General features: G+C 70.5%; 24 protein-coding genes. 11 read left to right on the top strand and 13 right to left on the bottom strand.

The genetic code is table 11. The features are described from left to right. A complete protein-coding gene (locus ACILRH_RS17215) occupies nucleotides 1-666 on the bottom strand; it encodes a hypothetical protein (RefSeq protein WP_395695276.1) in 666 nt (221 codons plus the stop codon). A 395-nt stretch (nucleotides 667-1,061) separates the two neighbouring features. Here ACILRH_RS17215 and ACILRH_RS17210 point away from each other — a divergent pair, with 395 nt between their 5' ends. Next, on the top strand, nucleotides 1,062-1,733 hold the full coding sequence (locus ACILRH_RS17210) for a DedA family protein (protein ID WP_395695275.1): 672 nt from the start codon (nucleotides 1,062-1,064) through the stop codon (nucleotides 1,731-1,733). Between the two features lie 35 nt (nucleotides 1,734-1,768). On the opposite strand, the gene ACILRH_RS17205 is transcribed toward ACILRH_RS17210, so the two are convergent. Beyond that, the gene (locus ACILRH_RS17205) at nucleotides 1,769-2,344 is read right to left on the bottom strand and encodes a hypothetical protein (protein WP_395695274.1); all 576 of its coding nucleotides are present in this window, start codon (nucleotides 2,342-2,344) and stop codon (nucleotides 1,769-1,771) included. A gap of 111 nt (nucleotides 2,345-2,455) precedes the next feature. On the opposite strand from ACILRH_RS17205, the gene ACILRH_RS17200 reads away from it, so the two are divergent. Next, on the top strand, nucleotides 2,456-4,180 hold the full coding sequence (locus ACILRH_RS17200) for a SulP family inorganic anion transporter (protein ID WP_395695273.1): 1,725 nt from the start codon (nucleotides 2,456-2,458) through the stop codon (nucleotides 4,178-4,180). 97 nt (nucleotides 4,181-4,277) lie between these two features. On the opposite strand, the gene ACILRH_RS17195 is transcribed toward ACILRH_RS17200, so the two are convergent. After that, nucleotides 4,278-4,670 carry a hypothetical protein gene (locus ACILRH_RS17195; protein ID WP_395695272.1) on the bottom strand — a complete coding sequence of 131 codons (393 nt, stop codon included), beginning with the start codon at nucleotides 4,668-4,670 and terminating at the stop codon, nucleotides 4,278-4,280. 624 nt (nucleotides 4,671-5,294) lie between these two features. Between ACILRH_RS17195 and ACILRH_RS17190 the strand changes: the two genes are divergently transcribed. Then, nucleotides 5,295-5,795 carry a hypothetical protein gene (locus ACILRH_RS17190; protein ID WP_395695271.1) on the top strand — a complete coding sequence of 167 codons (501 nt, stop codon included), beginning with the start codon at nucleotides 5,295-5,297 and terminating at the stop codon, nucleotides 5,793-5,795. A 58-nt stretch (nucleotides 5,796-5,853) separates the two neighbouring features. On the opposite strand, the gene ACILRH_RS17185 is transcribed toward ACILRH_RS17190, so the two are convergent. Then, nucleotides 5,854-7,158 carry a hypothetical protein gene (locus tag ACILRH_RS17185; RefSeq protein ID WP_395695270.1) on the bottom strand — a complete coding sequence of 435 codons (1,305 nt, stop codon included), beginning with the start codon at nucleotides 7,156-7,158 and terminating at the stop codon, nucleotides 5,854-5,856. After that, the gene (locus ACILRH_RS17180) at nucleotides 7,155-7,514 is read right to left on the bottom strand and encodes a hypothetical protein (RefSeq protein WP_395695269.1); all 360 of its coding nucleotides are present in this window, start codon (nucleotides 7,512-7,514) and stop codon (nucleotides 7,155-7,157) included. Before ACILRH_RS17180 ends, ACILRH_RS17185 begins: the two co-directional genes overlap by 4 nt. A 252-nt stretch (nucleotides 7,515-7,766) precedes the next feature. Here ACILRH_RS17180 and ACILRH_RS17175 point away from each other — a divergent pair, with 252 nt between their 5' ends. The 5 genes from ACILRH_RS17175 to ACILRH_RS17155 all read left to right on the top strand — a co-directional run bounded on the left by ACILRH_RS17175 (nucleotide 7,767) and on the right by ACILRH_RS17155 (nucleotide 13,324). Further along, nucleotides 7,767-7,940, top strand: coding sequence for a ribbon-helix-helix protein, CopG family (locus ACILRH_RS17175; RefSeq protein WP_395695268.1), 174 nt, complete (start codon nucleotides 7,767-7,769; stop codon nucleotides 7,938-7,940). After that, nucleotides 7,937-9,268 (top strand): hypothetical protein, encoded by a 1,332-nt coding sequence (locus tag ACILRH_RS17170; RefSeq protein ID WP_395695267.1) that lies wholly within the window; start codon nucleotides 7,937-7,939, stop codon nucleotides 9,266-9,268. The genes ACILRH_RS17175 and ACILRH_RS17170 overlap by 4 nt, the downstream gene beginning before the upstream one ends. A 136-nt stretch (nucleotides 9,269-9,404) precedes the next feature. Next, complete coding sequence (locus ACILRH_RS17165; protein WP_395695266.1) at nucleotides 9,405-9,551, top strand: hypothetical protein; 147 nt, start codon at nucleotides 9,405-9,407, stop codon at nucleotides 9,549-9,551. An 18-nt stretch (nucleotides 9,552-9,569) separates the two neighbouring features. Further along, a complete protein-coding gene (locus ACILRH_RS17160) occupies nucleotides 9,570-12,662 on the top strand; it encodes a hypothetical protein (protein WP_395695265.1) in 3,093 nt (1,030 codons plus the stop codon). Between the two features lie 131 nt (nucleotides 12,663-12,793). Further along, the gene (locus ACILRH_RS17155; protein ID WP_395695264.1) at nucleotides 12,794-13,324 is read left to right on the top strand and encodes a hypothetical protein; all 531 of its coding nucleotides are present in this window, start codon (nucleotides 12,794-12,796) and stop codon (nucleotides 13,322-13,324) included. Nucleotides 13,325-13,403: 79 nt separating this feature from the next. On the opposite strand, the gene ACILRH_RS17150 is transcribed toward ACILRH_RS17155, so the two are convergent. Next, entirely contained in the window at nucleotides 13,404-13,658 is a 255-nt protein-coding gene (locus ACILRH_RS17150) for a hypothetical protein (RefSeq protein WP_395695263.1), read from the bottom strand. A gap of 1,012 nt (nucleotides 13,659-14,670) precedes the next feature. Continuing rightward, a complete protein-coding gene (locus tag ACILRH_RS17145) occupies nucleotides 14,671-18,606 on the bottom strand; it encodes a hypothetical protein (protein WP_395695262.1) in 3,936 nt (1,311 codons plus the stop codon). Nucleotides 18,607-19,215: 609 nt separating this feature from the next. On the opposite strand from ACILRH_RS17145, the gene ACILRH_RS17140 reads away from it, so the two are divergent. Continuing rightward, the gene (locus ACILRH_RS17140) at nucleotides 19,216-19,395 is read left to right on the top strand and encodes a hypothetical protein (RefSeq protein ID WP_395695261.1); all 180 of its coding nucleotides are present in this window, start codon (nucleotides 19,216-19,218) and stop codon (nucleotides 19,393-19,395) included. A gap of 435 nt (nucleotides 19,396-19,830) precedes the next feature. Here ACILRH_RS17140 and ACILRH_RS17135 read toward each other — a convergent pair whose 3' ends face one another. From ACILRH_RS17135 to ACILRH_RS17115, 5 genes are all read right to left on the bottom strand, one after another. Beyond that, the gene (locus tag ACILRH_RS17135) at nucleotides 19,831-21,462 is read right to left on the bottom strand and encodes a recombinase family protein (RefSeq protein ID WP_395695260.1); all 1,632 of its coding nucleotides are present in this window, start codon (nucleotides 21,460-21,462) and stop codon (nucleotides 19,831-19,833) included. A 197-nt stretch (nucleotides 21,463-21,659) separates the two neighbouring features. Next, nucleotides 21,660-22,004 (bottom strand): hypothetical protein, encoded by a 345-nt coding sequence (locus tag ACILRH_RS17130; RefSeq protein ID WP_395695259.1) that lies wholly within the window; start codon nucleotides 22,002-22,004, stop codon nucleotides 21,660-21,662. Beyond that, nucleotides 21,953-22,552 carry a PIG-L deacetylase family protein gene (locus tag ACILRH_RS17125; RefSeq protein ID WP_395695258.1) on the bottom strand — a complete coding sequence of 200 codons (600 nt, stop codon included), beginning with the start codon at nucleotides 22,550-22,552 and terminating at the stop codon, nucleotides 21,953-21,955. The genes ACILRH_RS17130 and ACILRH_RS17125 overlap by 52 nt, the downstream gene beginning before the upstream one ends. Continuing rightward, nucleotides 22,549-23,058, bottom strand: coding sequence for a glycosyltransferase (locus ACILRH_RS17120; RefSeq protein WP_395695417.1), 510 nt, complete (start codon nucleotides 23,056-23,058; stop codon nucleotides 22,549-22,551). The genes ACILRH_RS17125 and ACILRH_RS17120 overlap by 4 nt, the downstream gene beginning before the upstream one ends. Nucleotides 23,059-23,658: 600 nt before the next feature. Next, on the bottom strand, nucleotides 23,659-24,744 hold the full coding sequence (locus tag ACILRH_RS17115) for a flippase-like domain-containing protein (RefSeq protein WP_395695257.1): 1,086 nt from the start codon (nucleotides 24,742-24,744) through the stop codon (nucleotides 23,659-23,661). 97 nt (nucleotides 24,745-24,841) lie between these two features. Between ACILRH_RS17115 and ACILRH_RS17110 the strand changes: the two genes are divergently transcribed. After that, nucleotides 24,842-25,636: a polyprenol monophosphomannose synthase gene (locus tag ACILRH_RS17110; RefSeq protein ID WP_395695256.1), complete on the top strand. Its 795-nt coding sequence runs from the start codon at nucleotides 24,842-24,844 to the stop codon at nucleotides 25,634-25,636. Here ACILRH_RS17110 and ACILRH_RS17105 read toward each other — a convergent pair. After that, entirely contained in the window at nucleotides 25,623-26,024 is a 402-nt protein-coding gene (locus ACILRH_RS17105; RefSeq protein WP_395695255.1) for a universal stress protein, read from the bottom strand. The genes ACILRH_RS17110 and ACILRH_RS17105 overlap by 14 nt on opposite strands. Before the next feature lie 139 nt (nucleotides 26,025-26,163). On the opposite strand from ACILRH_RS17105, the gene ACILRH_RS17100 reads away from it, so the two are divergent. Beyond that, nucleotides 26,164-26,589: a hypothetical protein gene (locus tag ACILRH_RS17100; RefSeq protein ID WP_395695254.1), complete on the top strand. Its 426-nt coding sequence runs from the start codon at nucleotides 26,164-26,166 to the stop codon at nucleotides 26,587-26,589. Nucleotides 26,590-26,609 lie beyond the last annotated feature (20 nt).

The raw sequence follows: 26,609 nt of genomic DNA, 5'->3' as shown, positions 1-26,609 counted from the left end.
TCAGGCGGCCGGGAGCCTTCGTGTCGAGTGCTCGCGCACCAGCACGAGGATGCTGAGCGTCATGACCCAGGCTGGGAAGAGCAGCTGGGCCCATCGGGGCAGTGGCGGCGTGAGCAGGAGCAGCAACCCGGTCGCGTAGCCGAGTGCGGCGACGACCTTCGGCATCGACCCCAGACGCAGGCCGGCGGTCGAGACTGTCAGGGCGAACACGGCGGCCATCCGCGCGCCGAAGGAGCCGAGCAGGGCGCTCGCGAGCGCCCAGGCCTCGGCGTCGGCCTCCGGGTCCCGGGCGACACCGGCGTCGACGAGGGACAGTGCGGCCATCAGCACCGCGGCCGCTGCGAAGAGCATGGCGACGAAGAGGAGCCCGGATCCCGTGAAGACGGCGTCGAAGAACCGGTCCTGGCGGTGTCCGAACGACGAGCGGACGACGGCGATGAACCAGAGGAAGGCGATGCCCGCGAACGGGATCAGCGCGAGCGCGGCCGAGATGGCCTCCCGTCGACCTTCGTCGTCGGTCCAGGTGCCGGACTCGTCCACCGAGGTCGGCGTCGCGGACTGCAGCAGCAGGAGGACGCCGATCAGGATCAGCCCGAACGCGAGGCCCGCGATACCGGCTGCCCTCGGCTGCCGCACCGCTGCGAACAGACCGGACTCCTTGTCCATCCTCGACCTCCGACACGGCTCGACGCCGGCTCCACTCTCCCGTCGTGCCGCTGTGTGCTGCAGTGCCGAACGTCCCGCAGTGGCAGGTCGGGTGGTACCGCGCGACGCTCGCTCCACGACCCCCCCAACCACGAGAGACGACCCTGTCTCGCCGGCACGACCATCCGCCGAGCATGACGCGGCTCTGAACATGGTGCTGGTCTTGCCTTCGGCGTCAGCCCGATCTCCCAAGGCATCGCGCCGCTGTTCTGAGGTGGCAGCGGCAAGGGGTCAATAGACCCTGTTCGGCCTCTCCGTCCCGCCGGGATCCTGAGCATGTGACGCGCGCGGAGGGATGGCGACGAGCGGCGAGGGATGGGTGGGCCGCTGCCTCCGGGCGGCACCGTGCCTACGTCGTGCTCGCGGGGGTGGCGGTCGTGGTCGTCGTGGTGGCGGCCGGGTTGTACATGGCGACCGGTGACGGGTTCTCGGTCACCGACGCCTCCAGTGACCTCCTGACCTACCTCGGCATCTTCGGCCTGGTCGCCCTGGACGGGGTGGTGCCCATCTTCCCGGCCGAGACCACGCTCAACGCGGCTGCGACCTCCGCGGCCCAGGGCACGCTCGACCTACTACCTGTCATCATGATGGGAGCACTCGGCGCCATCGTCGGCGACTCCAGCCTCTTCTGGATCGCCCGCCGCTCTGCCCGGCGCATCCAGCCGCAGCTGGACAAGGCGAAGGCGAACCCGAAGGTCAGCCAGGGACTCGCCATCATGACCGGGAGCGTCCCGGTCCTCATCGTCGGCGGCCGGTACGTCCCCGGCCTGCGCTTCGTCGTCAACGCCACCATGGGACTCTCCGACATCCCGTACCGACGCTTCCTGGGCTGGTCGGTTCTCAGCGGCGTGCTGTGGAGCACCTACACGTGCCTCCTCGCCTACTGGATCGGCCTGAGCCTGGGCGAGTACCCGCTCGCCTCGGTCGTGATCTCCGGGACGGTCACGACCGTCGCGATCGCGGTCGTCTTCTGGAACCTGCGGCGGGAGCACGCCAGGACCGCCGGCCACGCGCAGGACTCCCCATGACCATGACCGGTGACTCGATGCCCGCCGGACCGTGCTCAGCGGACCGTGCTGCCGGTGCCCGACGAGCAGTTGTCGGGCGAGTAGTTGCCGCTGATGCTGAAGTCCTCGCACGTGAGGATCCGCGGGTGCTGCGTACCGACGAGGAACGAGGCGACCATGACGGTGGCAACGACTCCAACCGCCGCCAGCCGCTCGCGGCCCTGGAGGCGCTCGGCGGTCGGGATGATCAGGCGCACCAGGAAGGCAGCCAGCGCGGGAAGCCCGACCGCGGTGATGACCACCCCGAACCAGAACAGCGCCTGGTAGATCCCGGAGGTGCCCCCGACCGGGAGGATCCAGGCCAGCACGATCCACAGCGTGGGCAGCAGCAGAGCCAGGACGGCCGGCCGACGCCACACGCGCGGCCCGCGCGCGTAGCCGAGGGCGAGGAACGCAGAGGTCGCCGCGGCCCAGAGCGACAGGTGCTGCTCGAAGAAGATGACGCCGTAGACACCGAGCGTGAACGCCGGCCAGGCGCCCAGCGCAGCACCGGCGACCGCAGCCGCCACAACGCGACGACTGTCTTCGTCGAGCAGGGGCTGGCGTGGCGCACTCGGGACCTCGTCGTTCATGCCAGCATTCAACCCCCGGGGCACCGCGGGGACCATCCCCCATGGGAGACGACTGCGCCGATCTTCCCGACCGATCCTTACCCTCGCCCCAGAACCAGGAGAGGTTGACCGGTGGACGTTGCGCGCCCGACCCCCGCCGCCCGATCGAGGAGACCGGCGGTCGTTCCGGCATGGCTCCGTGGCTACCGGAGGCAGTGGCTGACGCGTGACCTGGTCGCCGGGCTGACCCTCTGGGCGCTGGTGGTGCCCGAGGCGATGGCCTACGCCTCGATCGCCGGTGTCCCCGCCCAGTTCGGCCTGTACTCGGTGCCGCTCGCCGTCCTCGCCTACTCCTGGCTGGGCAGCTCGCAGCGGCTCTTCGTCGGGCCGAGCTCCACCGTCGCCGCGCTGACCGCGACGGTGGTGGCGCCGCTGGCAGCGGCCGCGACCGACCAGTACGTCGCCCTGACGGCCGTGCTCTCGCTCCTCGTCGGCGCGGTCTTCGTCGGCCTCGCCGCGCTGCGGCTCGGGTTCATCTCACGGCTGTTCGCCGAGCCGGTCCTCGACGGGTTCATCATCGGGCTCGGCGTGTACGTCGTCGTCGGGCAGCTGCCCAAGCTGGTCGGGACCGAGAAGCCCGAGGGGAGCACGGTCCAGCAGCTGTGGGGGGTGGCGACCTCCTGGGGGTCCTGGAACACGGCGACGGTCACCATGGGCGTCGGCTCGCTCGCAGCACTGCTGCTCCTGCACCGCTACGCACCCAAGCTCCCCGCGGCCCTGTTGGTCGTCGTGCTGTCGCTGCTGCTGGTGCCGGCACTCGCCCTCGAGGACAAAGGGGTCGAGATCGTCGGCAGCATCCCGGCAGGCTTCGCGTTCGTGCCGTGGAGCGGGGTCAGCTTCCGCGACGTCCTCGACCTGCTGCCCGGCGCGTTCGGGATCGTGGTGGTCGGGTTCGCCGAGGGCCTGGCGGTCGCGAAGGCCTACGCCGCCAAGGACCGGACCACCGTCGACGCCAACCGCGAGCTGCTCGCCTACGGTGCCGCCTCGGTCGGCGCCGGTGTGCTGCAGGGCTTCCCGCCCGCGGGCAGCCTGTCGAAGTCCGCTGCGGCGGAGGAGAGCGGTGCGCGGACCCCGTTGGCGTTCGTGACCACGGCAGGACTGGTCACCTTGACGGTGCTCTTCCTGACCGGGCTCTTCACCAACCTCCCGGAGCCGGTCCTCGGCGCGATCGTCATCTCGGCCGTCATCGGGATGATCACGCCGCGCAGGATCTGGCACCTCCACCAGGTCCGGGTGCCCGACTTCTGGCTCGCCCTGTCCGCCTTCCTCGGCGTCGTGCTGATCGAGGTGATGGCAGGCGTCCTGATCGGGATCGTCCTGAGCCTGCTCCTGCTGCTGCAGCGGATGAGCACCCCCCACGTCGCGGTGCTGGGGCGGCACCCCGACCGCGGGTTCGTCGAGATCGAGGCCAACCCCGGCACGACGCCCGTCCCCGGCACCGTGATCCTGCGGACCGACGGGCCGCTGGTCTTCGCCAGCGTCGACCCCGTCGTCGAGAGGCTCACCTCGCTCACCCTCGACGCCGACCCACGGCCCGACCGGGTCGTCCTCGACTTCGACTCCACCTCCGAGATCGACGTGACGGCGGCCGGCGCGCTGGCGACGGCGGTCGACGACCTGCGCGCCGCAGGGATCGACGTCCGGTTCGCCGCCGCTCACGACCAGGTCCGGCAGTACGCGGCCCGGCTGGGGCACGAGCAGCTCACCGGCCTCGCCGACCCCTACCCCACCGTGGCGGCCGCAGTCGCCGACACCCCCGACCTCGACCCCCCACATCCGTCCGGGACGGCACCATGAGTGACGCGATCGACCAAGCACACCGCGCGCCGCGGTGGTCGACCGCGAGGTCCCACATCACCGACATCCGCACCGTGAGGACCCCCACGTCCGCGGATTACGACGACGCCGTGTCCCAGTCCATGAACAGCACGCAGGCGCCGGAACCAGCCGGGACCAGCCCCGTCGTCACCTCGACGTCGTAGGTGAGGCCCGACGTCGTCACGCGGGGGTTGCTCAGCGCCAGCCGGGCGTCCCCGGCGAGCCGCGAGTCGGCATCGAGGAGGGCCAGGGTCCCCTCGACCCGCCTGACCCCCGGACTCCCCGGGAGCCGGACGTCGGCCCACAGGTCGAGGAACGCGCCGGTCCGCAGAAACCCGAGACGGCGCGGGACCGGGCTCATCCAGATTGTCGAGGGCGACACGTCCAGCAGCGTCAGGGTGCCCCCGGCGAAGTGCAGACCCCGGGCGAGCTGGGCGTAGACCTCGCCCGAGCCGACCACGCTCTCCATCCGACTCCTCCTCTCGGGTCGATCCGACTCCTCCTCTCGGGTCGAGAACCGGCACACGGGCCCCATCCCCCACGACGAGCCCGAGCCCGACTCCCAGTGGACTCCCGCCCGGGGCCGGCGTCATCGTCCGCGGAGAATGAACACCGCGCACCGACAGCATCCGGACTCGTCGATGCACGGGCCGAGTCTCCCCCCAGCACGGGACCTTCTGCGGTGGCCGACAGCGGCGCCGAGCGGCACGTGGTGGCCAGGGCACGGACCCTGGGCCCGGTCGAGTCGCCCCCCGCGGACTGACGCAGGGCACTCGCCCGAATCATCCCCAACGAGCGGATGCCTGCCATAGCACCGGAGTTGGGTGATGGGCGGAGAACGTCCGTCGCCAGGTCCTGGACCCGCTCAGCCGCGAACAGCTCGGTCAGCTGCGAGACATCACTGACGCCCTGCTGACCCGGCTGGACCCCGACGGGCGGATGACCGCCCTACTCGACCCGAGGTCCTGCGCGAGATCAAGACTGACCCCGTCCAGTCGTACTGGCTGCAGTGGCGGCGACTGCGCAGAACTGGATGGGCGGCACAGATGTGTTCGACAGCAACGGGCTGTCGGACCACACACGGAGGACTGACATGACGGGAATGACCCCCTCGGCTGACGACTTGGCCGCCGCGTGGGCGGCCTACTGGAGCGCGATCGACGGCGAGGACTGGCTCACGGCGAAGGCACTCATTGAGCTCTCGCCTTCGCTGCAGGTGGAGGCGGCACGGTGGGTCGCCGCCGATCGCGACTTGGACGCTTGGGTCAGGCATATCGACGACCAAGGCCGGGGTTGGTCGTCGACGGAACGGCGCCTCTTCCGGGTGGTGGCGGCTCTCCTTGACCCGGCGCCCGATGTCATCGACGCCCACGAGGTCCCGTACGCGATGCAGATGGGCGAGGACCGGGTTCTCCGCGGCGTACCCCTCGCGTACTTCTTGGAGCTGATGGGCTCGTGGGAGGGCGACTTCTGGCGGATCTTGACCACATGGGGCACAGGCGGGAACAACCGCGACCGTCCTGGGCGGGCGACCGTGGTGCCGACGCACGGAGCCTGCGGGTCAGCGACGCGGGCGGCCTGCGGCAGTCTGTGACGGCACTGGTCTTGAGCGCGGTAGTGGGGAGGAACGAGATCCGCTCCTCCCCACCACATCATGAGTGCAGTAGTTCAATGCCCTCGGTAAGAGTGGCTCGGACCTTCTGCTGCGTCTCACGCCCGAGGGCGATGAGCTTCTCGAGCGCCTTGTGCGCCTGGACGGCAAGTCGCCCGACCTCGTCAAGCTGGCTGATACCGGTGAGCGCGAGGTTGAACCTCGCTTCGACCTGTGCGAGGTCGATCTCGGCGTCGTCGTCCTGTCGGACGGTGAGCATCGCAACCTGTTCCCTCACCAAAAGGAAGATGAGCTCGACGGAGGCCGGATCTTCGACACTGACCACGTAAGTAGCCGTGTCGATTCGGGCAAACGAGCCTCCGCCCGGGACTTCGTTGCTCGTCGGAACGAGGATGAGGGCTCCGGCTGCGTCGCGCACCTGACACGCGTTTGTCGCCTCGGCGCGCAGGCTCTTGGCCGTCATCGGTCTTGACCGGGTTTTGGCCTCGATTGCGATTCTGACCTTGCGGCCGTGGCCGGTGATCGCTGGGCCGAGGGTGGCGACTCCGTCGCCGGTTCGGCGCGTGGTTCCGCCGACCCCGGCTTGGCTGCCGGTGCGCTCGAACAGGTCTCCGGCGCTCGTGACGATCTGGTGGATGAGTTCCATCGCCTCGTCCTCGTTGGCGGCTCCGATCGCGCGGCTGCTCTTGGCGCCGGCGGCTCTTGCGGCCTGTTGGGCTTCGACTAGGCCGCGGACGGCGGTCAGCTGCTCCGTGAGCTCCCGGCGGGTGCCATTGAGCTCGTTGAGGAGGTCTTGTCGGAGCATTCGCACCGGGCCCTCCCGGTCGAGGGAGAGCGCGTCGCGGATCGATGCCTGGTGTTGGGCAAGCGCCGTCGTCAGCTCCTGCAGACCGGCCGTCTGAACAGCGCGGGCAGCCTCGACGACGCTGGCCCGGACGCTGCCGGCCTGGCCGGCGAGCGCTGCTTCGACCTGGGCCGGCAGGTTGTCGAGGATCGCGCCGGCGGTCTGGGCTACCAGCTGCTCCCCGGCCTGTAGTCGGTCGACGGTCTGGTCGAGGCTAGCGATGGCCGCCTTCGACTTCTCGTCGACCTGGTCGGCGAAGGAGTCCAGGGTGCGGGTCAGGGACCCGGTGTCGATGCCGGCGGTGCTGATCGACAGGGCAACCAGTCCCACGGGCAGGGCTCGTCGGACCAGGTCGGCTGCGGCCTCCGGCCCGTGCTCGGTTGTCTGGGCACGGAGGAACGACGCGGCCTCGGCGTGGGTGACGGTCAGGTCGTGGATGACCACCGTCTCCCCCGCCACGGTCACCGGCTCTGGTCCGGTGGACAGGTGGGCGAGACTCATCGGACGCCTCCGATCCCGGCCGGGAGAGGCACGTCGGCGGGGAGCCCGAGGCGTGCCTTGCGGCAGATCAGGCAGGTCTCCGGTGGCATCTCGACCACGTGGAGCAGCGTCGCCTCCCAGGCCCAGAGCTCGGCCATGACGGCGTCGGAATCGGCCAGGTGATCGACGAGTGCTTCCTCGATCTGGATCTGCAGGTTGCGCAGCGACGGCTCGTCGCTGCTGTGGTGCGCGGCCGCAGACGCGAGGCGCACTGTCAGGTCGACCCACAGGGCGAGGAGGCGAGCAGCCTCACGGTCGCGTGGTGGGACGGTGCTGGCGGTCTGCGCGAGCGCGGACCGCGGCTGTTGTGGTGTCACGAGGACCCCTCCAGCGGTGTCGACCGCCGCGATGGGGGCCGGATGCCCCCACCGTCAGCGGGGGCTCGGTTGTGTGGCCCGCACGGACCTGTTGGGGCGATGTCCGCCAGGAGAAGTAGCCCGATCGGACATTCTCCTGCGAATCGTGGCGGCGAAGTCGCGGGGCTGATTGACGAAGTGATCGGTGCGCGGACATTCCGATCCGGCCGCGCTAGCGGTGCCCGACCACCGACTCACTGGAAGAGACTGAAGTTGACCACCGACACCCCCACGACCGCCAACGACGTCGTCATCGTCGTCCGCCTGCCTCACGACCTCCGCGACGCCCTGAAGGCCCGCGCCGCAGTGGAGGACCGCTCGGTCGCCTCCCTCATCCGGATCGCGGCCCGCGCCTACGTCGACAGCGAGACCGGAGCGGCGCGATGACGTCCACGCCGACCACCGACAACCGCGCGGTTGCACCGGCCGCGATCACGCCTGACACGTCGTTCGAGCTCCTCGGACGCCTGCGACTTGCGAGCCGGCTCGAGCACCGGCACCAGGTACCCCAGCTCGCCGAGGATGCCTTCCACGGGCTCGCCGGCGACATCGTGCGCACCATCGAGCCCCTGACCGAGGCGTCCGCGCCCGCCATGATGGCGACGCTCCTGGTCACCTTCGGAGCGATGGCAGGACGGCACAGCTTCGTCTACGTCGGACCGAAGAAGCACCACCCCCTGCTCTACGCGGTCGTGGTCGGCCAGTCGGCCAGAGCACGCAAGGGAACCGGGGCCGCCGCTGTGCGGCCCATCATCGACGCAGCTGACAGCGATCTTGCGCCGTTCATGCGGGACCGCCAGGTCCGCGGCGGCATCCAGTCCGGAGAGGCCCTGATCAGGGCGGTGGCCGACGCCAGCCAGGCCGAGACTGGCGAGGCAGGCGCAACCGACCAGCGGCTCCTGGTCGTCGAGGAGGAGTACGCACGACTCCTCACCGTCGCGGGGCGGCAGGGCTCGACCCTCTCCCCCATCGTGCGGTCGGCCTGGGACAGCGACGTGCTGACGACCAAGACCAAGGCCGAGAGCATGATGGCCGAGCACTCGCACGTCGCCATCCTCGGGCAGGTCACGATCGCCGAGCTGATGGAGGTCCTCAAGCCGGTCGACGTCGCCAACGGCTACGCCAACCGCTTCCTCCACGTGCTCAGCGTCCGCGACAAGCTCATCCCCGACCCGGGCCGGCTGCCCGACTCGACCGTCGACGCACTCGGGAAGCGGCTCCGAAACGCGATCGAGTTCGCGCACACCGCCGGCGAAGTCACGCGGAGCCCCGGCTTCGTTGAAGCGTGGGACCGCCTCTACCGGGTAGTCGAGTCCCAGCCCAGCGGGGGCATGGTCTACGACTCGCTCACCGCGCGTGCGAGCGCCTACCAGCTCCGCCTGGCCCTGGTCTACGCACTCCTCGACCAGTCGCGCACCCTCGAGGACGTCCACCTCCGTGCGGCCGCGGCGCTGTGGGACTACAGCGAGGCCACCGTCGCCCACGTGTGGGGAGCCACCCTCGGAAACGCCCGCCTCGACAAGCTCTACCGGGCTCTTTCCGAAGCAGGCCCCACGGGGCTCTCCAAGACCGAGGTCAGCCGGCTGTTCTCCAACGACCTGAAGAAGGACGAGCTCGACAGCCTGATCAACCAGCTCGTCGACGCCGGTCTCGCAAGCCGCCGGTCCGAGGCGACGGGCGGTCGGCCGCTCGAGCGCCTCAGCGTGGCTGGATGAGCGGCGACCGAAGAAACGAAAGAACGAAGGAAGTCGGCGGGACTTCCTTCGTTCTTTCGTTTCTTCGTGCACCCCGGTGCTGCACACGCGACGGCGTCCAGTTGGGTCCGGCGCGGCCGCGCCAACCGGTGCGCCCATGCCCCGCCTCGACGCCATCGCCCCGCTCGACTCCTACCTCGCCCAGGTCGACCGGGTTCGCAGCCTCACACCCGAGCAGTTCGCACGCGACCTGGAGCACATCACGCCCCTCTGGATCACCTTGAGGGTTGACCCCGGGGTGTAGGAGTCAGCGTCCATCTCGGTGGGCGCCAACTCCTACATCGGTCCCATTGCGCTGCAGCTCCTCGCCGGCACGGTGCACCGCACCCGACCCGAGGAGCCCACCGTGAACCAGTACACCGACCGCAAGGTCTTCCACCGCCTCGCCGCCAAGCTGCCGGCCGCTGCACCCACCAACTCCGACTGGGTGCGGTACTCCGTCGAAGGAGACAGCGCCGGAGTCGCCGCCCAGCGCGCCACCCACTGCAGCACCTACGCCGACGACCCCGACATCGCCGCCATCGCCGCGATCCCCGAGGCAGCCTGGGACCCTGACCAGCCGGACGTCGGCGCCCGACACGGCATCATCTGGCTCACCCTGGCCGACCTGCACCACAACGCCGTCGGGAACGCCCCGGTCGCAGCGTTCGTCGTCGTCGGAAGCACCATCTTCTTCAACATCACCCTCTCCACGACGATCAAGCACATCACTCGGGAGGACGGCGAGGACGAGAACGGCGTCACCCGGCTGATGCTCGGCGTGCTCAACCACTACCCGTCGCTGCGCGCCTCTCGCTTCGCCGAAGACGTCACCCGGGCCGGCCGCGACGAGGTCGACTGGGCCGCGATCACCGGCAAGCACAAGACCCGCGCGATCGCGATGTGCTTCGGGGGCCAGCGCTACGACCCGACGCAGCGCGGTGACTGGCTTGCGCTGAGCGCCCTGGGCATGGTCGGCGGCGACGACGACCCGATGCGCCGTCGGAAGCTCACCGGCAAGCGCCTGATGAAGTACCGCAAGGGCGGAGCCGCCATCTCCGAGGACCAGATGCCCCACGGCTGGCACCACCAGAAGGACCAGCACGGCCGGACCGTCGTTGAAGGCGACCGCGGCATCTTGCCCGAGGCAGACCCAGGACTGATCCCCGTGATCCAGTCGCTCTACGCAGCGCACGCCGACGGAGAGAGCTACCAGAGCCTCGCGCAGCGGCTGATCGACCACGAGGCTACGGGCGCACTCCGCCGGCGCGACCACACCAACATCGCCAACACCTACGCCGCCACCCTCGACGACCCCCACGCCAGCTACGACGCGGCCAAGAGCTTCTTCGTCCGCAGCAGCTTCCGGCCGCGCACGATCCCGGACGGCGAGGCGATCGCGCGGTACCTGGCCGGCGAGGACCCGGCCGAGGTGTTCGACGCGGACAGCCGCTTGTACATCGCGAAGGTCGAGCTGTTGCGGACCGGTAGGTACTTCCGCCGGCTGACCAGCGACATCAAGGGCCGCAACGTGGTGCTCGACGGCATCCCCGCTCAGTACCGGGACGATCGAGACGAGTACGGCTGGTTCGACGTTCTGTCCGAGCCCTGGCCTTGGCCTCGCAGTGGGGACGGTGATGAGGTCGCACGGTTCGGCGTCTCCGACGAGACGTGCCGCAAGGTCGCGGCACGCCTCCTGGCCGAGCTCCGGGAGCCGAAGGCGCCGACCGGTGGTCGCGCCCACCGGCACTCGACCCGGCGGGCCCTCCAGCGCTTCGACAACTGGCTCGCGGAGCCCGGACTGCCCGGCGCACGCTACGACGACGAAGCCACCCAGTGGGGCGTCGAGGCCCGGTGCAACAACTCGGGCAAGGCCAACTTCGTCGTCCTCTTCCGCCGCGCCTCCAGTGGAATCGGCACGCGCTCCGGGCGCAGCTGGAGCTACTTCGGGCCCGGGGAGTGCAAGCCGGACCACACCGCTGCCACGGCCTCGCTCAGCGAGCTGTGCGCGTCGGTGTCGGTGAAGCTCGACGGCGCCGTCCGGGACGTCCTCGAGGGCGACGCGGTCGCAACCTTGTCGGAGGTGCCACGATCCGAACCGGTCATCGACCCGACAGCTGTCTGGCGGCACAAGCTCACTGCCAAGCAGGCCGAGCTCGACCTGCTGGCGAAAGAGGCCAAGGGACACAGGGCCATGGCCGCTCTGGCCGCTGGCGAGGGCGACGAGCGCGAAGCAGCCGAGTACGCCACGCAAGCTCGCGAAACCGCGACCCGAGCCGACGCTCTCACCGTCGAGATCGCCCGGCTCGAGGACAGGATCCAGACCGCGTCAGCGACCTCGAGCCCATCCGGGAGAGACGACCAGGGCGACGTCAGCGTCGCCGCCTACCTGGTCGTCGGTCTCGAGCGCGCCAGCATGGAGAACGGCAACGGAGCCGCCCGACTGGGTGAGCTCTGCGACGACATGCTCGTCGACTGGCGATTCGTCCCCCAAGGCGAGGACCTCGCTTGGTCATGCAACGCGCTGATCCCACTCGCCTCAGGCAGCCAAGCCCGGCTACCCCTGGCCGGACTCATCCGCAACGTCCGGACCCGCACCGGCAAGTCCCTCGCGAACACCGAGACGGTCGTCCGCTACCTGTTCGAAGAAGGTCGCGACCTGACCGACGTCGCCGCCATCCTCGACGTCAGCCGCAAGTCGCTTCTCACCCGGCGCGTCATGCCGTGGCTGGTGGGCAAGGACGTCACCGCACGCGGCGCGAAGTGCGCGCTCGTGGACCACCCGATCCCGCAGGTCCGCCGAGATCTCTACTCATGGCTGACGCGCGCCCCGCATGCACTGGAGGCCATCGCCAGCGAGTACTCCGCCCGGCTCCGGATGACCTACGTTGACCCGGACCTGGCCTGGGGCGACGCCGCGGTTCCGGACGACACCACGTGGATCGCAGAGGCACTGCGGATGCTCACGGCCGACACCGACACGCGGCGCAACGGCATCGCCGTCCTCGATCTCGCGCTCGCCCTCGGACAGACCGAAGCAGACGTTCGTGAGCTGGTGAAGCCGCAGAAGCGATCAGGGGGCTTCACCCGGCCCCGCTACCTGACCTACACGAACCGGCACAAGACGCACGTCAAGGCGATCGGGTGCCCACACGACCGGTGCCGTGGCCGCCGCTACGCCGACCACGTCGTGCTCTTGCCCGAGGTCGCGGCGAGCGGGTACGGCGTCATCTGCCGTCACTGCCGGCGCACACCTGCAGTTGCGGAAGCCTGGTCGCGGACCCAGTACCCGAAGACTTACCTCGATGACTTCACGGGTCGGCGCACGCCGGGTGGACTTAGAGCAGAAACGCAGACCCGCCGGTCAGCGAACTAGATGTGGCCAATCTGAACTCCGTGGCAGCGACCCACTGACTTCGCCGCGATTTGCGCGCTCACCGCGGCGGCGTGGGCTGACCGAACCTTCGGCGCAGGTCCACCCGCACCGCCTGATGCGACACTCGCGGCATGGCCCTGACCGTCTACGTCCCCCAGTGGTATCTGGAGGAGGACGAGGCCGTAGTCGCCTTGGGTGACCAACTGAGCACCTGGCTCGTGTTCTACGAGAGCGCCCGGTGGGACCGACCGCCCGACCACCCACAGCGGCTGGTGGGCGCCGCCAGAACCATCCCGATGTGGCCCGGAGCCGAACGGGGCAGACACCCGACCGTCATCGAGGTGGGCGGCGCGCCCATCTACTGGGACGCACCCGAGCCGACCAACGGACCCGTCGAGGTCACCGGCACCGTCTGCGCGAACGACCAAGACGCACCAGACGACTTCCCTCCCACCGACGGCGTCGTCACCCGGGTCCGCATGGTGTGGCAGGACTACCGGCCCGGGGAGAACCATGTCTGGTACCCGGTGCCTGGCACGACCCGGTACGAGGACCTCGACTCGAGCTACCTACCGCACCTCGACCTCACCGACCCGACGGCGCGGGTCGTATGGACGGGCGTGCTCGTCGACCTCGACGTCACCGGTTCTCAGCCGTCTTGACCGGGACTCCCCGACGCCTCCGCGCGTGTCCAGTGGAGCCCTCCGCCCAGCCGGCAGGGGCTGCCGCGGGCTGATGGCTTCAGCGCCGCCTGAGGCAGTCGAGCGCATCCTGTGCGCCGCTCGAGGTTGCGACGGCTCCTCGGAGCTGGTCGACCGGGCTCCCCGGCCGGGCCATGTCGCCCCAGTTGAAGTACGGGAGTGCCGACTTCGTGGCGAGGGTCAGCCCGGCGCCGTCGCGGGCTGGCGCCGCCAGCACCACGCTCGCCGGCTTGCCGCCCCTTCTGACGCGTACGGCTACAGCGGCGTAGCCGTCGGCGCCGTTTCCGTCGTTCACGGACGCGATGTACGCGGGCGGCTGGATGGTCACACCGGGCCGGGCTCCGGATGCCAGGGTAGAGAGCCGGGCCTTGGGGAGGACGGTGCAGTCGAGTTCCTTGACTCCGTCGGAGTCTCCGTCAGTTGGAGAGGGCGATGATCTGGCCGAGGACGTCGACGGTCGTGCGGCCGGCGCTGCCGAGTTGTCGGACGCGGCGCCGCAGGCAGCCGTGATGAGAGCAAGGGCCGCCCAAGCGGCCGTCCCGAGAGTGCGCTTCACCCACGGCACGGTATGTGCTTGCCGCAGCGACCGGTGGGGCTTCGGCGAGATACGGCGCGGGCGGGCGGACCGACGGCTGCCGACGCCTGCGTGTGCTCGCGTCGTCCGAGCGCCAGCACCAGCTGTGTCGAGACCAGATCACTCGGAGCGTCGCCCTACGAAACCCGCGCCACGAACCGGCGTCACGAACCGGATGGCGGGTCGTCCCAGACCCGCAACCACGCAAGAGCACTTGCGCCTCGGACGCACCGTCGCGTGAGGCCGCCGCCCGGCCCTGCGACCCTCCGCGCGCCCGCTGGCTGCGCGGCAGCGCCGAGCTCGTACAGGGCCCCGGACCGGGCCATGCGCTGCCCGGACAGAGAGACCGTCCATGACGGCCTTGTTCTCGGCCCACCGACGCTTTCCCTCCGCCCGGCGCTTCTCGGCGAGCACCGGTGCGAGCAGCGACTGCTTCCGGTTTCAACCCGAACCGTTCCCGATACCCGGCAAAGGTGAGGCTGTGCCGGGCCGCGTGCTGGGCGGAGATCGCCGACAGCGCGTCCCCGCACACGTGGCACACGACCCGACGACCAGCCTCGACCGCCAGCATCGCGCCGTACGGCGCGTACACCCACGTGCCGTCGCTCAGGCGACCACGGGCACGTGCGGCTCCCGGTCGCGGCCGGCTGCCCGGACCGGCATGGCAGGGGCTGGTCTTGTGCGCTGCATCGTCGTCAGTGTGAGCGACACCGCCCACAGATCGACGGAGAAGTCAGTTGACGGTCGCGCTGAAGACCTTCCTCGGGTAGCCGCGGTTGATACGGCCGGCGTCCGCGAGCACCTTCAGCAACTGGTCGTGCGGGTCGCTGCGATCGAACTCGAGCCTGTCGCCGGTCTGCCGGATCCGGGCGTAGTCGCCTCCGAGGTGCTCGAAGACGGCGATGATGTCGTCCGCGGACGCCGCGGGAGAGCTCTTGGCCAGCAGTCGCAGCGTGAGATCGCGCTGCCGTTCGCTGTTCGCGTCAGCGACCCGGGTGATGCGCAAGACCGCTTCCGGCGGGAGAGGGATGTCCTGCGCACCGGCAAAGCGCGCGACGGCCCTCAGCTCAGCCCAGTCGTCTGAGGGCACGAACTCGTCCATGCGGTCGACGACGATGCGGCCGAGCTCGGCGGCAGTCTCACCGTCGGCGAGAAGGTCGGCGACCATGCCGGTCACCACCGCGGGCTCGAGGAACGTCGCGATACCGGTGGACGCCTTGATGGCCGGCGCCATCGCGGCCCAGCCTCCTTCGCGGATGTGCACGAACGTGGGGAGGTCGTCGGCGACAAGTCCCCTAGCGAGCATCTGGGCGAACAGGTCGTTTGGTTCGACGCCGACGGCCTCGGCCGGGAGCGGTGTGTCTAGGTGCAGGCTGGCGGCCAGGTTCACGCGAACGTCGGTTGTCAGGTGGGTGGTGTTCAGGAGTGCGACGGCCGCTTCCTGCCGGTCGTACTCCGCGCCGTCCTCATCGCGAACGTCGTCGGGCTCGTCGACGTGCACGGTTCCGGCGTTTTCGAGGAGCTTCGCGAGGTACGTGTCGATGGCCCCTGCCGTGACTCCGCCGCGTGTCCGGTAGGCGGTCATGTTCGCGAGCGACGCACGGAACCGGTCTGCGGCCGCGAGCGCGGTCCAGGTCATCTCTGGTGCGGCGCGAAGGTTCCCCAGCCAGGAGGCGGGCGCGGTCTGGGCGAGCAGGTCAGCGATGACACCGACGTGAGGGTCGGCGTCCTGCTCGGCATCAGGAGCGCTCTCGGAGGCGGCGATGTCCGTGAGCACGGCCGCGAGGGTTTCGGGGGTGGTGGCGGCGTAGTCGGTGGCTAGGTCGTGGTCGACCGCCGTTAGGTACGCCGGCAGCTGTCTGATGCAGAACGCGTACACGGTGTCGTTGCGGTGGACGGCCTCCAGCGGGACTCCCTTGGGGCGTCCGGGACGGTCGCGGGTGGTGCCGAGCGCAGTGCGCAGGTTGTCGGCGGTGAGCTCGTAGCGGCTCTCGTCGATGACCAGGTGGCGCAGGCGCTCACCGAGAAGTCGGAGGTTGGGGATGACGACGTTGGCACGCTCGAGGAGAACGCTGAGCCGCTCCGGGAGGCGCTCGGCTGGATGCTCGGCGGGATCGTCAGGGTGGTCGGAGCTGAAGGCCGGCATGGCACCGTAGTGCTTGGCGATGAACACACCGACGTCGTCGCTGAGGTCGTAGGACGCTCCAGGGTCGAACGCGGACGCTGCGGCGCTGAACAGGGCGGTGCGCGCGTCGGCGGCCACGCCCTGGTTGCCGGCTAGGTAGGCGAACACCTCCCGGCAGCGGTGCTCGGCCAGGCCCGCTGCGAGCTTCTGCCGCTCGGCCGTGCGCGAGGTGAAGTACGCGGCGAGGAACGTGCGCACGTTGTCGCTACCCCAACCCGCGATGAGGCTCTCGATAACCGCGGCTGCGCGCCGGTGATCTTTGACGAGGAGGTGGTTGACGATGTCGATGTTGAAGGCGGCGACCGTGTCGGTGAGCTCATCGCCGGCTTCCTGTGCTTCGTCGAGAAGGTTCGCAACGGCGCCGGGGCGCCTGAGGTCGTAGTGGATGGCGGGCGTGTTGGTCTGCACGTGCCGGACCATGAAGTTCGCGACATCGAGGCCGGTGAAGTTGCCGTAGAACTGGGCGGCGTAGAGGGAGAAGTTCCGGTCGATGTACCCGCGGCGGACCAGGTCGCACGCAAGCTCGGACTCCAGCGTCTCCTCGACCAGCTCTGCGAAGGTCCGCGGGCCGGACTCGCCGGCCTCCCCCTCCGGGAGCGGTGTGAACCGCGGCATCCGGGCGAGCTCCGCGAAGCCCGCGCGCCGCAGGTCCTCGATGTCGGTCTCGACGCCGTCGAGCTCGACCTGCCAGGAGGTGGCGTCGTTCCCAACCCAGCGGCGTGGGTCGAGGCCCTCGGGTGCGAAGAACTCGAGCTCAGCCTCGAGCACCCCGATCGGGTACATGGACCCGCCGGTCGGCCTCGTTGCCATGAACATGTCGATTCTTCGAGCTCGAGCCACGGCCGCCCAGAACTCGTAGCCGGTCACGTCTTCGCTGGCGAAGTTCCCAGAACCGACCGCGAACTGCAGGTGGCTGTAGCCGGACAGTCCCTCCCTTCGCCGCGCCTCGGCGAGCAGGAGGAGACGCTGACCCAGCTGTTCGGCTCCAGCACCTCGCGCCTCTACGCGCTCGGTCTCGGCGAGTAGCTCCCGCTTCCGTTCGTTTCTCACGGCGATGTTGTCGCGTACGAGTGCCTGGTGGAGCTCGTAAAGTCGGTCGAGGGCGCTGGCGCGTCGGGTGATGTTCTCGAAGTCCCCGAGGTGGAAGTTCTTGTACGCCACGAGTGCGAACACGTGACTCGCGTCCATCTCCGGCGCAGGCTTGTACGGCGGCTTCGGCTCAAGCAGCCGCTCGGCGAAGACCAGGTACTCGTTGCACATGTTGCGCATGAGCCGCATGTCGGTGCAGTGCTGCGCGATGGTGTTGACGAGCTGCGGCTTGAGGTCGGTGATGCCGCGTGCGTCGAGCATCTTGGCGAGCAGGTCGCGTGCGTTGCGGTGCGAGATGAACGGCACAAGGGAGATGACGACGTCGAAGAACTTCGTCCGGTTCGCGCGCATCGTCTCCGCGCCGGCTGCGTCGACGCGTCCACCCGGCTGCGTCGCCGCAGCGGCCGTCTCGGCGTCGAGCTTCTCGAACACGCTGTCGCGCAGCGCGTACACGAACCGGAGGGGGTGGCCGGTGCCGAACAACCAGGCGGTGAACTGGTCCGGCAGCTTCCGTTCCAACCACCCCCACAGGCGCTTGCCCCGGACCGCGTGCAGCACCTGACCGAGCCGGTTCCCGTCCCTGCGGCGGCGACGCTCCGGGGTCTCGTTCAGCAACAGGTTCAGCTCACGCAGCGCCTCGAAGATGCCCGGGTCCTCGAACCGGTCCAGGTCTTCGAAAATGACGATGTCCTTCGGCTCGCGGCCGAAGTAGTACACGATCTCGTCGAGGAACTTGTCGAAGTACGAGTCCGGACTCGCGTCGAGCGTCAGAGCCGCGCCACCTGCGGAGAACTCCTTCACCTGGAGGCGGCCCGCGGTCAGCCTCCGAACGACCGTCACCACCCCTGCCGCCAGCGCTCCGACGCCGGCCCACGCGACCACGCGCACCCAGGTGTCGTGGGTGTCACCGGTCCCCTTGATACTCGGCAGCCACCCAAGCAGGAAGAGCAGCGCGCCAACGCAAGCGACGAACGCCGCTGACTGGACGAACGCCTTCCACCAGCCCACGACGGCAATCCTGCGGAACCGGGAGTTCCTGCCGACCTTCTCCGAGGCGCCGTACAGCAGCTGCTTGACGATCTCCTTCTGGATCTGGTTCGTCGTGCTGTCTCCTTCAGCACTCCCGCGGTCACCCTCGGTGGCGTCCGGGTCGTCGCTGCCCCGGCCGCTGTCCTTGCCCGGCGTCAGGCTGGAGATGGCCAGCCGCAAGGTCGACTCGGCGTGGGCCGCCTGGAACTCGTCGAGCACGCTCGACTTCCCGGCGCCGTAGCGACCGGTCAGGGCGATGTTGCGGTTCCGCGGGTCAGTGAGCACCTCCTCAAGGCGGCGCAGGTAGGTCCCGTGCTGATCGGGGTCGAAGCTCGGCGACAGCGACTCGAGCGGCTTGGCGGCCATGCCCGTTGCTGGCGCGTCGGATGAGGGGGTGGGCTGGGAGCTGGTGGACCCGGAGACGGACCCGTTGGTTCCGTCCGCGGTCGCCGAAGAACCGGTCGTCCCGCTCGGCTGACCCTCGCCGCTGTGTTCTGGACCGTGCGCCATCGTGTTCCCTTCGTGCGCCGTGCTCGCGTGTCCGGCAAGACCGTGCCGCGCCAGCGGCGTCCAGCACTCAGGGCCCCCGGAACGCGCCCCGTTCCCGAGACGGGAACTTGGAGACGTCAGCGTAAAGGTGCCCGCCGACATGAGACGGACATTCCCTACCTCTCACGGCGGGGCTTTCGGCGTCTCGGCGGCGCCCAATCGCTCCTCGCCCGAAGTGGGCGTCAGCCCTCGGCGCTTGGCCGCCTCGCCGGGCCACCAACGGTTCCGGCCGACCATCCCCACCAAGGGAGGCCGGCACATGCCCGAACCCATCCCGCAGCCCCCGCGCCGCATCAGCCCCGACAAGCCGCCGCTGGACCAGTTGCCGCTCATCCGGGCCGACCAGCGCGACGGCCCCATCACGGTCACTGCGGCGAGTTCGACCCCCACGAGCTCACCGAAGCCCAACGCGAGCACGTCCGGTACATGGACGGCTACGACTTCGGCGTGTTCGCCAACACCCTCGGACAGCACCGGATCGCGTGGCGCAACCAGCTCATCGACCGCAGCATCGACCTGTCGAAGGTCGGTGACCTGCCGGTCGAGGACGGCCGTCCGGCGACCCGGACGCCTGGCTTCCCAGCGACATCGCGGCCGGCGCGCTGACGCTGCGCTTCCGCGCCCAGGAGCTGCTCGACCTCGCCGAGGAGTACGACGAGCGCATCGCCGAGGGCTGGGAGCTCCACCACGACCCGTACCTCGCCCGGTACGTCCGGCCGTCGCGCCGGACCCCGACGAGGGTTCCGGTCGGCGACATCAGCGTGGCGGTCGATGGCAGTAGCGCGGTGAAGTGTCCCGCCTGGAATGACGCAGTGTCATGCCTGGATCCGGGAGTGTCCTGGTCGGACCGGAGCTCTCTCGGTGGTCCAGTGTCCCCCTCGGAATCTCAGCGTGGTGTCGCTGACACTCCCGTCGGACTCCGCAGCACACCATTGCGCCCGTGTGACTGCGCCGGACGGTCCGCGGGCATGACGACCGACGAGTGGATCACCAGCCAGCTGGAGCATGCCCCCGAGATGACCCCGGAGAGGTGGGCCGCACTCAGCCGGGTTCTTGCACGAGCTCGCGCCAGACAGGAACAAGTCGGCCCGGGTCGAAGGTGTTCCCGCGGCGAGTAGACGCCAGCACGTAGATCGCCTTGAGCTCCGCTCGGGCGTACTGCCGGCGCACCTCGACAGGGAGTTCATCCCACATGTCGGGGCCGACCTTCACCTGGCGCTCGGTCCGCATCCGGCTCGTCAACCACGCACTTCGCTCTTGCCGGAGCTCCTCAACCCGGTCCCCCGCGGCCTGCACCGCAGCCAACGACATGCGCGCAGCGTCCCCAGTCAGCTCCGAGTACTCAGCGACCTTCGCCTTGAGCTCGGTCCTGAGCGCCGCGAGCTCGCTCTCGCGTGGCCACACAGTGCTCTCGGCGGCGACCTCTACCGTCGCAGCCCGCATCCGCGCCTTCAAGAGCTTGCTCACGACCTCGTCCACCGCCACGCCCGAAGCGCTGATCTTCCCGCAGCCGCCCTCCCCGTTCACGCCACCGCCACGCGTCTTGCACGCGTAGTAGAAGTGCTTCTCAGTGCGCGCGTTGCCGTGCAGCGGCCCTTGGCACTCCGAGCAACGCAGCAGCCCGCTCAGAAAGTACTCGCGGTGCGCCTCGCTACGGCGCTCCGCGCCGGCGCGGCCTTCGGCGAGCAGCAGCTCCTCGAGAGCGGCCCAGACCCCCTCGTCGAGGATCGGGTCCCACTGCCCGCGGACGAACTCCGTCGTCTTGGGATCGACGAGAAGCTCGCCCTGGTGGACCCGATACCCGGCCAATCGCGGCGCGAGCAACATCTGCTTCAGCGTCGCCGCAGTCCAGGGGTTGCCGCGACTCGTTCTTACCTCCCGTTCGTTGAGGTCCCTCACGATCGTGTTCAGGGCGACGCCGGCGAGCAGGTCGTCAGCCGCACGGCGGATCACGCCGGCCTCGAACTCGTTGACGACCTGGTTGCCCTTACGACCGGGTTCGGTCACCTTCGGCAACACCCGCCCATCAGCCAAAGTCACCGCCGCGCGGGTCCAGTCCCAACCGAACGGTCGGGTCCCGCTCACAGGACGACCGGTCAACGCGGTGGCACGGTGCTTGGCCGCCACTCGTCGCGCTGTGTCCCGACTCGCCTTGTTCGCGAAGGCCACCATCACCCGCGCCAGCGTGATCCCGTCCGGAGACGACAGGTCGATGGCGTCGTGGACCGTGCGGAACACGAGACGACGGCCAGCCTTTGCTCCGGCGTCGTAGATGTCGATGACGCGTTCAAGATCCCGGGGTCGGCGAGCGAGCCGGTCGAGGTCGTAGACGACGATGCCGTCGATCACCCCGTCCTCGAGGTCTGCCAACAGCCGCTCGAACTCAGGCCGCACCACATCCTTGAACGCCGAGATGTCGTTGTCGACGTGGTGCTTCTTGATCTTCCAGGTCTGCCGCTCGTGGCTCACCGAGGCGCAGAGGAGCTCTATCGCCTCTCGCTGGCGTTCGACGCCAGCGCCGCGGTCGCCTGTGTCGGCATCTTCCTGATCATCAGAGATTCGTTCGTACGCGCCGACTTCAACGACGGCTGGGCCGCTCCGCGCCTCCTCCGCCTGCTGGAGGGCGGCCTGTGCACCTCGCTTCAACCTGTCGGAATGCCTCGCGCGAACCATGCCGCCAGCCTAGGTCGCTAGTGTTCGTAATCAAATACTCTGGTCAAGCATCATGCCGACCAGCAGGGCGAAGGGATCACTGCTCAGCACCTCGTCGGCGGCAGTGTCACCAGTGATGTGCAAGGCCATGGTGTCCAGCATGCCCGATGCCCGGCCTCGACCTGGCACGCCGGGCGCGCGCAGCATCGGTGGCGAGGTCACCGCCGAGCAGACGGTGACGCCGGGGGCGGCGTCCCACGTGCGGCTGCCACGGAGCCACCCTCACCGACCCCGGGCCGTGCCGGTACGAGCAGGTCGCCGAGCAGGGGGTCGCCGGAGACGGCACCCACCTCGCGGGACCACTCGTGCCCGAGGACGACGCGGGCCATCGGACCGGGCAGTCGAAGCAGCAGGGCGACGGTGCGGGGGCCACCGCCGCCCTGCTGGCTGACGTGCGCACGCAGGGCAGCTCGCTTGCGCCCGAGCTCCGCGCGGACGTCGATCCGGTGGGTCAGGTCGGCCCGCGCGGTGTACGCGTGCCGCTCGTCCGGCAGATCCGGCACCGGGAGGAACCAGCCCACGGCGCGGAGGACCCGGACGGCTCGGGCGAACCAGGTGCGGTCGAGCGTGACCTCGAGCACCCGCGGCGTGCCCGCGATGGCCGCGGCCCGGATCCGACCCGGTGCACCTGCACGTGGTCGGGATGCCCGTAGCCGCCGTGCTCGTCGTAGACCGTCAGGATGTCGGCCGACTCCTCCTGGAGCACGGTGGCCAGCCGCCGCGCAGCGTCTGCGAGGTCGGCGTCCGCGAAACGGTCCGCCGGGGTCGATGCCCCGGTCGGGACCGGGCGCGACCCCGAGTCGGCGTACCCGAGGTGCAGGGTGCGGGCGACACCCAGCACGGCCGCCGATCGCGCGAGCTCCTCGCGGCGTCGCTCGGCCAGCCCCACGTGACCGGGATCGGCGAGGCCGAGCTCACCGCTGGTGGCGACCACCAGGACCACGCGGTGACCCTGGCTCGCCAGGCCGGCCATCGTCCCTCCTGTCAGGAGCGCCTCGTCGTCGGGGTGGGCGTGGAACAGGACCACGGTGCATGCCCGGCTCGTGCTCATGCGACCGCCATCGAGCCCGGGCCGTCGCCGGCGAACCTGGGAGCCGACGCCCGGTCGGCCGCGCGGGCGTAGAGGGTGTCGAGGTCGGCGAGGACGCGCCCCCAGGTGCACGCCGGCACGTGCGCGACGTTGTGGTCCCGGATCGCCGTCAGCAGCCTGCGGTCCATCACGAGCCTCGCGACCGCCTCGGCCAGCCCGCGGTCGTCCTCGGCCAGCAGCCCCTCGCGACGGTGCTCGACGAAGTCCGCGATCCCCGATCGTCGGTGTGCGACCACGGCGAGCCCCGCAGTGCGAGCCTCGAGGGCGGCGATCCCGAAGGCCTCCCGGTCCGCCGGCGCCAGGAAGACGTCGGCCGACCGGAGGTGCTCGCGGACGCCGGCGCGGTCCAACCGCCCTGCCAGGCGCACCCAGGTGTCGGCACCGGCGCGGGCGAGCCGCCTGCGCAGCACACGCTCCTCCGGTCCCTCGCCGACCACGACCGCGTGCAGCGAGACGTCCGCCGGCAGACGTCGGCGGACGTCGGCGGACGTCGACCAGGATCTCCGCCAAGGCCCGCGTCCGCTTCGTCCGGGTCAACCTCATCACGCTGACCACGCTCACGGGCCGGACCGGGTCCAGCCGGGCGCCCAGCGCCGGCCGCCACCGGTCCACGTCCACGGCGTTGCCGGCCACCTGGACGGCGACGTCACCGCCGAGGACCTCGGTGACCGCGCCGGCCGCAGCCGTGCTGACGGCCGACCACACCGCCGCCCCCGGGTCGCCCAGCGCCGCCACGGCGAGCCGGGGCACCGGCCCCCAGCCGGTCCACACCGAGTGCACGGTCAGCACGAGGGGCACACCGAGCCGGAGTGCCTCGCGGGCGACCTGGACGGCGAACGGCGACGCCACGGACAGGTGGGCGTGGACCACCGCCGGGGGCCGGGCGGCCAGTCCGAGGCGGGCCTCCCGCGTACCGGCCCGGGTGACCCAGCCCGGGTCGGCGGACGTGTCCCCGTGCGGCCGGGTGGCGGTGAGCACGCACGCCTCCGTCCCCGCCGCTCGTTGCCGGACGACCAGGTCGCGGACGTGCAGCTCGATCCCGCCGACCCACGGCAGGTAGCCGTCGGTCACGTGGACGACGCGCACGCGGTCACCCCCTCTGGCCGCCAGGACGCGCGAGCGCGGCACGAGAGCCAGGCCAGCAGCCAGATGCCCCCGACCGGTACCTCGAGGGCCACGGTGAGCAGGCGGTAGAGGACGATCCCGGCGACCGCCGTGCCGGGGGCGCCGGACGAGGCGAGCAGCGCCGCCAGCGCGACCTCGACGAGCCCGGCGCCGCCGGGTGTGACGCCGGCCAGGGTGAGGAGGCGCTCCAGGGTGAACACGCTGAGGACCAGCAGCGGCGGCACGTCCGCACCGGTGGCGAGCAGACAGCACTCCAGGAGCGCGAGCAGGGCCAGGGTGTACAGGACCATGCCGAGGGTGAGCCGACGCCAACGCAGCCGCACCAGACCGGCGGTCGCGGACTGCAGCTCGGTCAGCCGCCTCTCCCAGGTCCGGTCGACGGCGCCTTCCCGGCGCCGACGGACGACTGCCCCGGCCCGGTCGAGGCTCTGCCCGAGCACGGTGGCGCCTCGCGGGGTGAGGAGGGCCAGGCACCCGACGGCGAGGACGAGCAGGCTCGCCACAGCGACCGGCGCCGCCAGTGCCAGCTGGTGGGTCCGGGCGCCCGTCACGAGCAGGACCGGGATGACCAGCAGCGGCAGCGCCACCTTGACGAGCACGTCCCAGACGTTGGTGACGACCGTGTAGCGCGACATCGCCTGGCCGCCGAACCCCCAGGCCCGGCCCATCTTGACGTTGAGTGCGATGCCTGCGGCTCCGCCGACCGGCAGCACGTTGGCCACGGCGCTTCCCGTCAGGCTCAAGGTGGCCGCGCGCCGAGCCGTCAGGCCCGGGAGGGCGGCGGTGAGCGTGATCGTGTGCAGGGCCAGACCGAGTGCCCACAGCGCCACCAGACCGGTGACGACCGTCATCGGCACGGAGTCCAGCGTCCGCCAGAGGCCGCCCCAGGCGACGCCGGAGACCGCCGGGAGGACGGCGATGAGGAGGGTGCTGGTGACGACGATCCCCACCACGTACCGGGCACGGCTCGCGGCGGATGACCGGGTCCCCGTCGAGAGCGGCGCCGGCGCTTCGATGACGGCAGTCATGGTGCCACCATGACCGGCCGCTCCTGACGACAACCTGACCGTCGCTGACCGGTCGCCGGTCAGGTGGCAGACAGGTCCACGACGTCAGGCTCATCAGGTGGAGACCTCAGCCCTGCCCGACCTGCGCCCGGCGCGCCGCTGCTGCGTCGTGCTGCCGACCTACGACGAGGCCGACGGCATCGCGGTCTTCCTGGACCGGTTGCTGGCCGCCACGGCAGGGGGCGACGTCGACGTCCTCGTGGTCGATGACAACAGCCCGGACGGCACCGCGGACGTGGTCCGTTCCCACCCGGCACACGGCGGGCGGGTGCGGCTGCTCCAGCGGCCGGGCAAGGAAGGCCTGGGGGTCGCCTACCGCGCCGGTTTCGCGCACGCCGTCGCCGTCGGCTACCAGGTGGTCGTCCAGATGGACGCCGACGGCTCACACTCCGTCGAGGACCTCCTCCCGATGATCGCCGGGCTCGACAGTGCCGACGTGGTCGTCGGCTCGCGCTACGTGGCAGGTGGCGCGACCCGTGGCTGGCCCTGGACCCGGCGGGCGCTGTCGGCGGCGGCGAACCTCTACGCGCGGGCCGTGCTGCGGCTCCGGACCCACGACGCAACCGCCGGGTTCCGCGCGTGGCGATCGTCCGCGGTCCACCGGGCCGGCCTGCTCGCCACCACCTCGAACGGCTACGGGTTCCAGGTGGAGAGCACCTGGCGCGCCGAACGTTCCGGGCTCCGCGTGCGGGAGCACCCCATCGTCTTCACCGACCGCACCACCGGCGCGTCCAAGATGGACGGCGCTGTCGCGGTCGAGGCGTTCCTCAGCGTCGCACGCTGGCGTCTCGGCGAGCTCACCCGGCACGCCGGCCGAGGCACCTCGGTCGCAGTGCCGCTCAGTCGGCCTTGACCGCGAGCACCGGGCAGTGGGCGTCGAGGAGCACGCGCTGGGCGTTGCTGCCGAGGATCAGCTTGCCCACCGGCGAGCGGCGGCGCAGGCCGATCACGATGAGCTCGGCGTCGTTGGCCTCGGCGATGCTGAGCAGGTCCTCGGCCGGCTCGAACCCCCGGACCAGCTGCCGCACGTCGTAGTCGACGCCGGACCCGTCCAGGACCGCACGGACGGTCTGCATGTCGTGCTCGGCCTGGACGGACGCCTCGTCGTCGAAGTCGGGGCCGCCCCGGTGGGAGTTGACCACCACGAGCTTGGAGCCACGCAGCCGAGCCTCGTCGACGGCCCGGTGCAGCGCGGCGTCACCCTCGGGCTTCGGCACGTAACCCACGACGACGGTTCCCATCGATCCTCCACTCCTGGCAGCGGTCACACCGGCTCGACGACGTGTCGACCCGACGCGGTCACGCTATCCGATGCGGTGGGGCCCCGCAGCCTGTGGAGGGAGACCGCGGGCATCGCGGCCGGCGGGCAGGCTGTCGGGCGTGGAAGGGATCCGAGAGCCGCTCCCCCGCGCGACCGCTGCCGTGCTGCGTCGCGCGGCGCTGGACCACGCCCGCGCCGAGCACCGCCGCCACCACCCGCCGGTGCTGCACGTCGGCTTCCCCGGGGGTGCCGAGGAGGTCTTCGCCCTCACCGCCGACGACCCGCGCGACACCGCGCTGCTCACCGACGTGGTGGCCGTGCTGCTGCACCGCCTCCGCCGCCGCACCGGCGCGGTGCCCCTGGTCTGGCTCACCCGGTCGGGCCCGCTCGACCTGCAGGACGTGGACGTCGCCTGGCTGGCCGCGGCCCGGTCGGCCGCGGCCGAGGCCGGGGTGGCGCTGACCATGGTCGTGGTGACCCGGCACGGCTGGGTCGACCCGCGCAGCGGGGTGGGGCGGACCTGGAAGCGGCTGCGGCAGCGGTGAGGGGCGCTGAGCAGTCGAGT

This window comes from Nocardioides sp. (assembly GCF_044226765.1).
Lineage (GTDB): Bacteria > Actinomycetota > Actinomycetes > Propionibacteriales > Nocardioidaceae > Nocardioides.
Note: the sequence above shows the minus strand (reverse complement) of the source record. Positions and strands in the feature narration are given on the sequence as shown.

Excerpts from the sequence above, each read along its gene's own strand:
- ACILRH_RS17215 (WP_395695276.1), bottom strand. The coding sequence starts at position 666 with ATGGACAAGGAGTCCGGTCTGTTCGCAGCGGTGCGGCAGCCGAGGGCA.
- ACILRH_RS17205 (WP_395695274.1), bottom strand. The coding sequence starts at position 2,344 with ATGAACGACGAGGTCCCGAGTGCGCCACGCCAGCCCCTGCTCGACGAA.
- ACILRH_RS17195 (WP_395695272.1), bottom strand. The coding sequence starts at position 4,670 with ATGGAGAGCGTGGTCGGCTCGGGCGAGGTCTACGCCCAGCTCGCCCGG.
- ACILRH_RS17190 (WP_395695271.1), top strand. The coding sequence starts at position 5,295 with ATGACGGGAATGACCCCCTCGGCTGACGACTTGGCCGCCGCGTGGGCG.
- ACILRH_RS17185 (WP_395695270.1), bottom strand. The coding sequence starts at position 7,158 with ATGAGTCTCGCCCACCTGTCCACCGGACCAGAGCCGGTGACCGTGGCG.
- ACILRH_RS17170 (WP_395695267.1), top strand. The coding sequence starts at position 7,937 with ATGACGTCCACGCCGACCACCGACAACCGCGCGGTTGCACCGGCCGCG.
- ACILRH_RS17165 (WP_395695266.1), top strand. The coding sequence starts at position 9,405 with ATGCCCCGCCTCGACGCCATCGCCCCGCTCGACTCCTACCTCGCCCAG.
- ACILRH_RS17155 (WP_395695264.1), top strand. The coding sequence starts at position 12,794 with ATGGCCCTGACCGTCTACGTCCCCCAGTGGTATCTGGAGGAGGACGAG.
- ACILRH_RS17145 (WP_395695262.1), bottom strand. The coding sequence starts at position 18,606 with ATGGCCGCCAAGCCGCTCGAGTCGCTGTCGCCGAGCTTCGACCCCGAT.
- ACILRH_RS17140 (WP_395695261.1), top strand. The coding sequence starts at position 19,216 with ATGGACGGCTACGACTTCGGCGTGTTCGCCAACACCCTCGGACAGCAC.
- ACILRH_RS17135 (WP_395695260.1), bottom strand. The coding sequence starts at position 21,462 with ATGGTTCGCGCGAGGCATTCCGACAGGTTGAAGCGAGGTGCACAGGCC.
- ACILRH_RS17125 (WP_395695258.1), bottom strand. The coding sequence starts at position 22,552 with ATGAGCACGAGCCGGGCATGCACCGTGGTCCTGTTCCACGCCCACCCC.
- ACILRH_RS17115 (WP_395695257.1), bottom strand. The coding sequence starts at position 24,744 with ATGACTGCCGTCATCGAAGCGCCGGCGCCGCTCTCGACGGGGACCCGG.
- ACILRH_RS17105 (WP_395695255.1), bottom strand. The coding sequence starts at position 26,024 with ATGGGAACCGTCGTCGTGGGTTACGTGCCGAAGCCCGAGGGTGACGCC.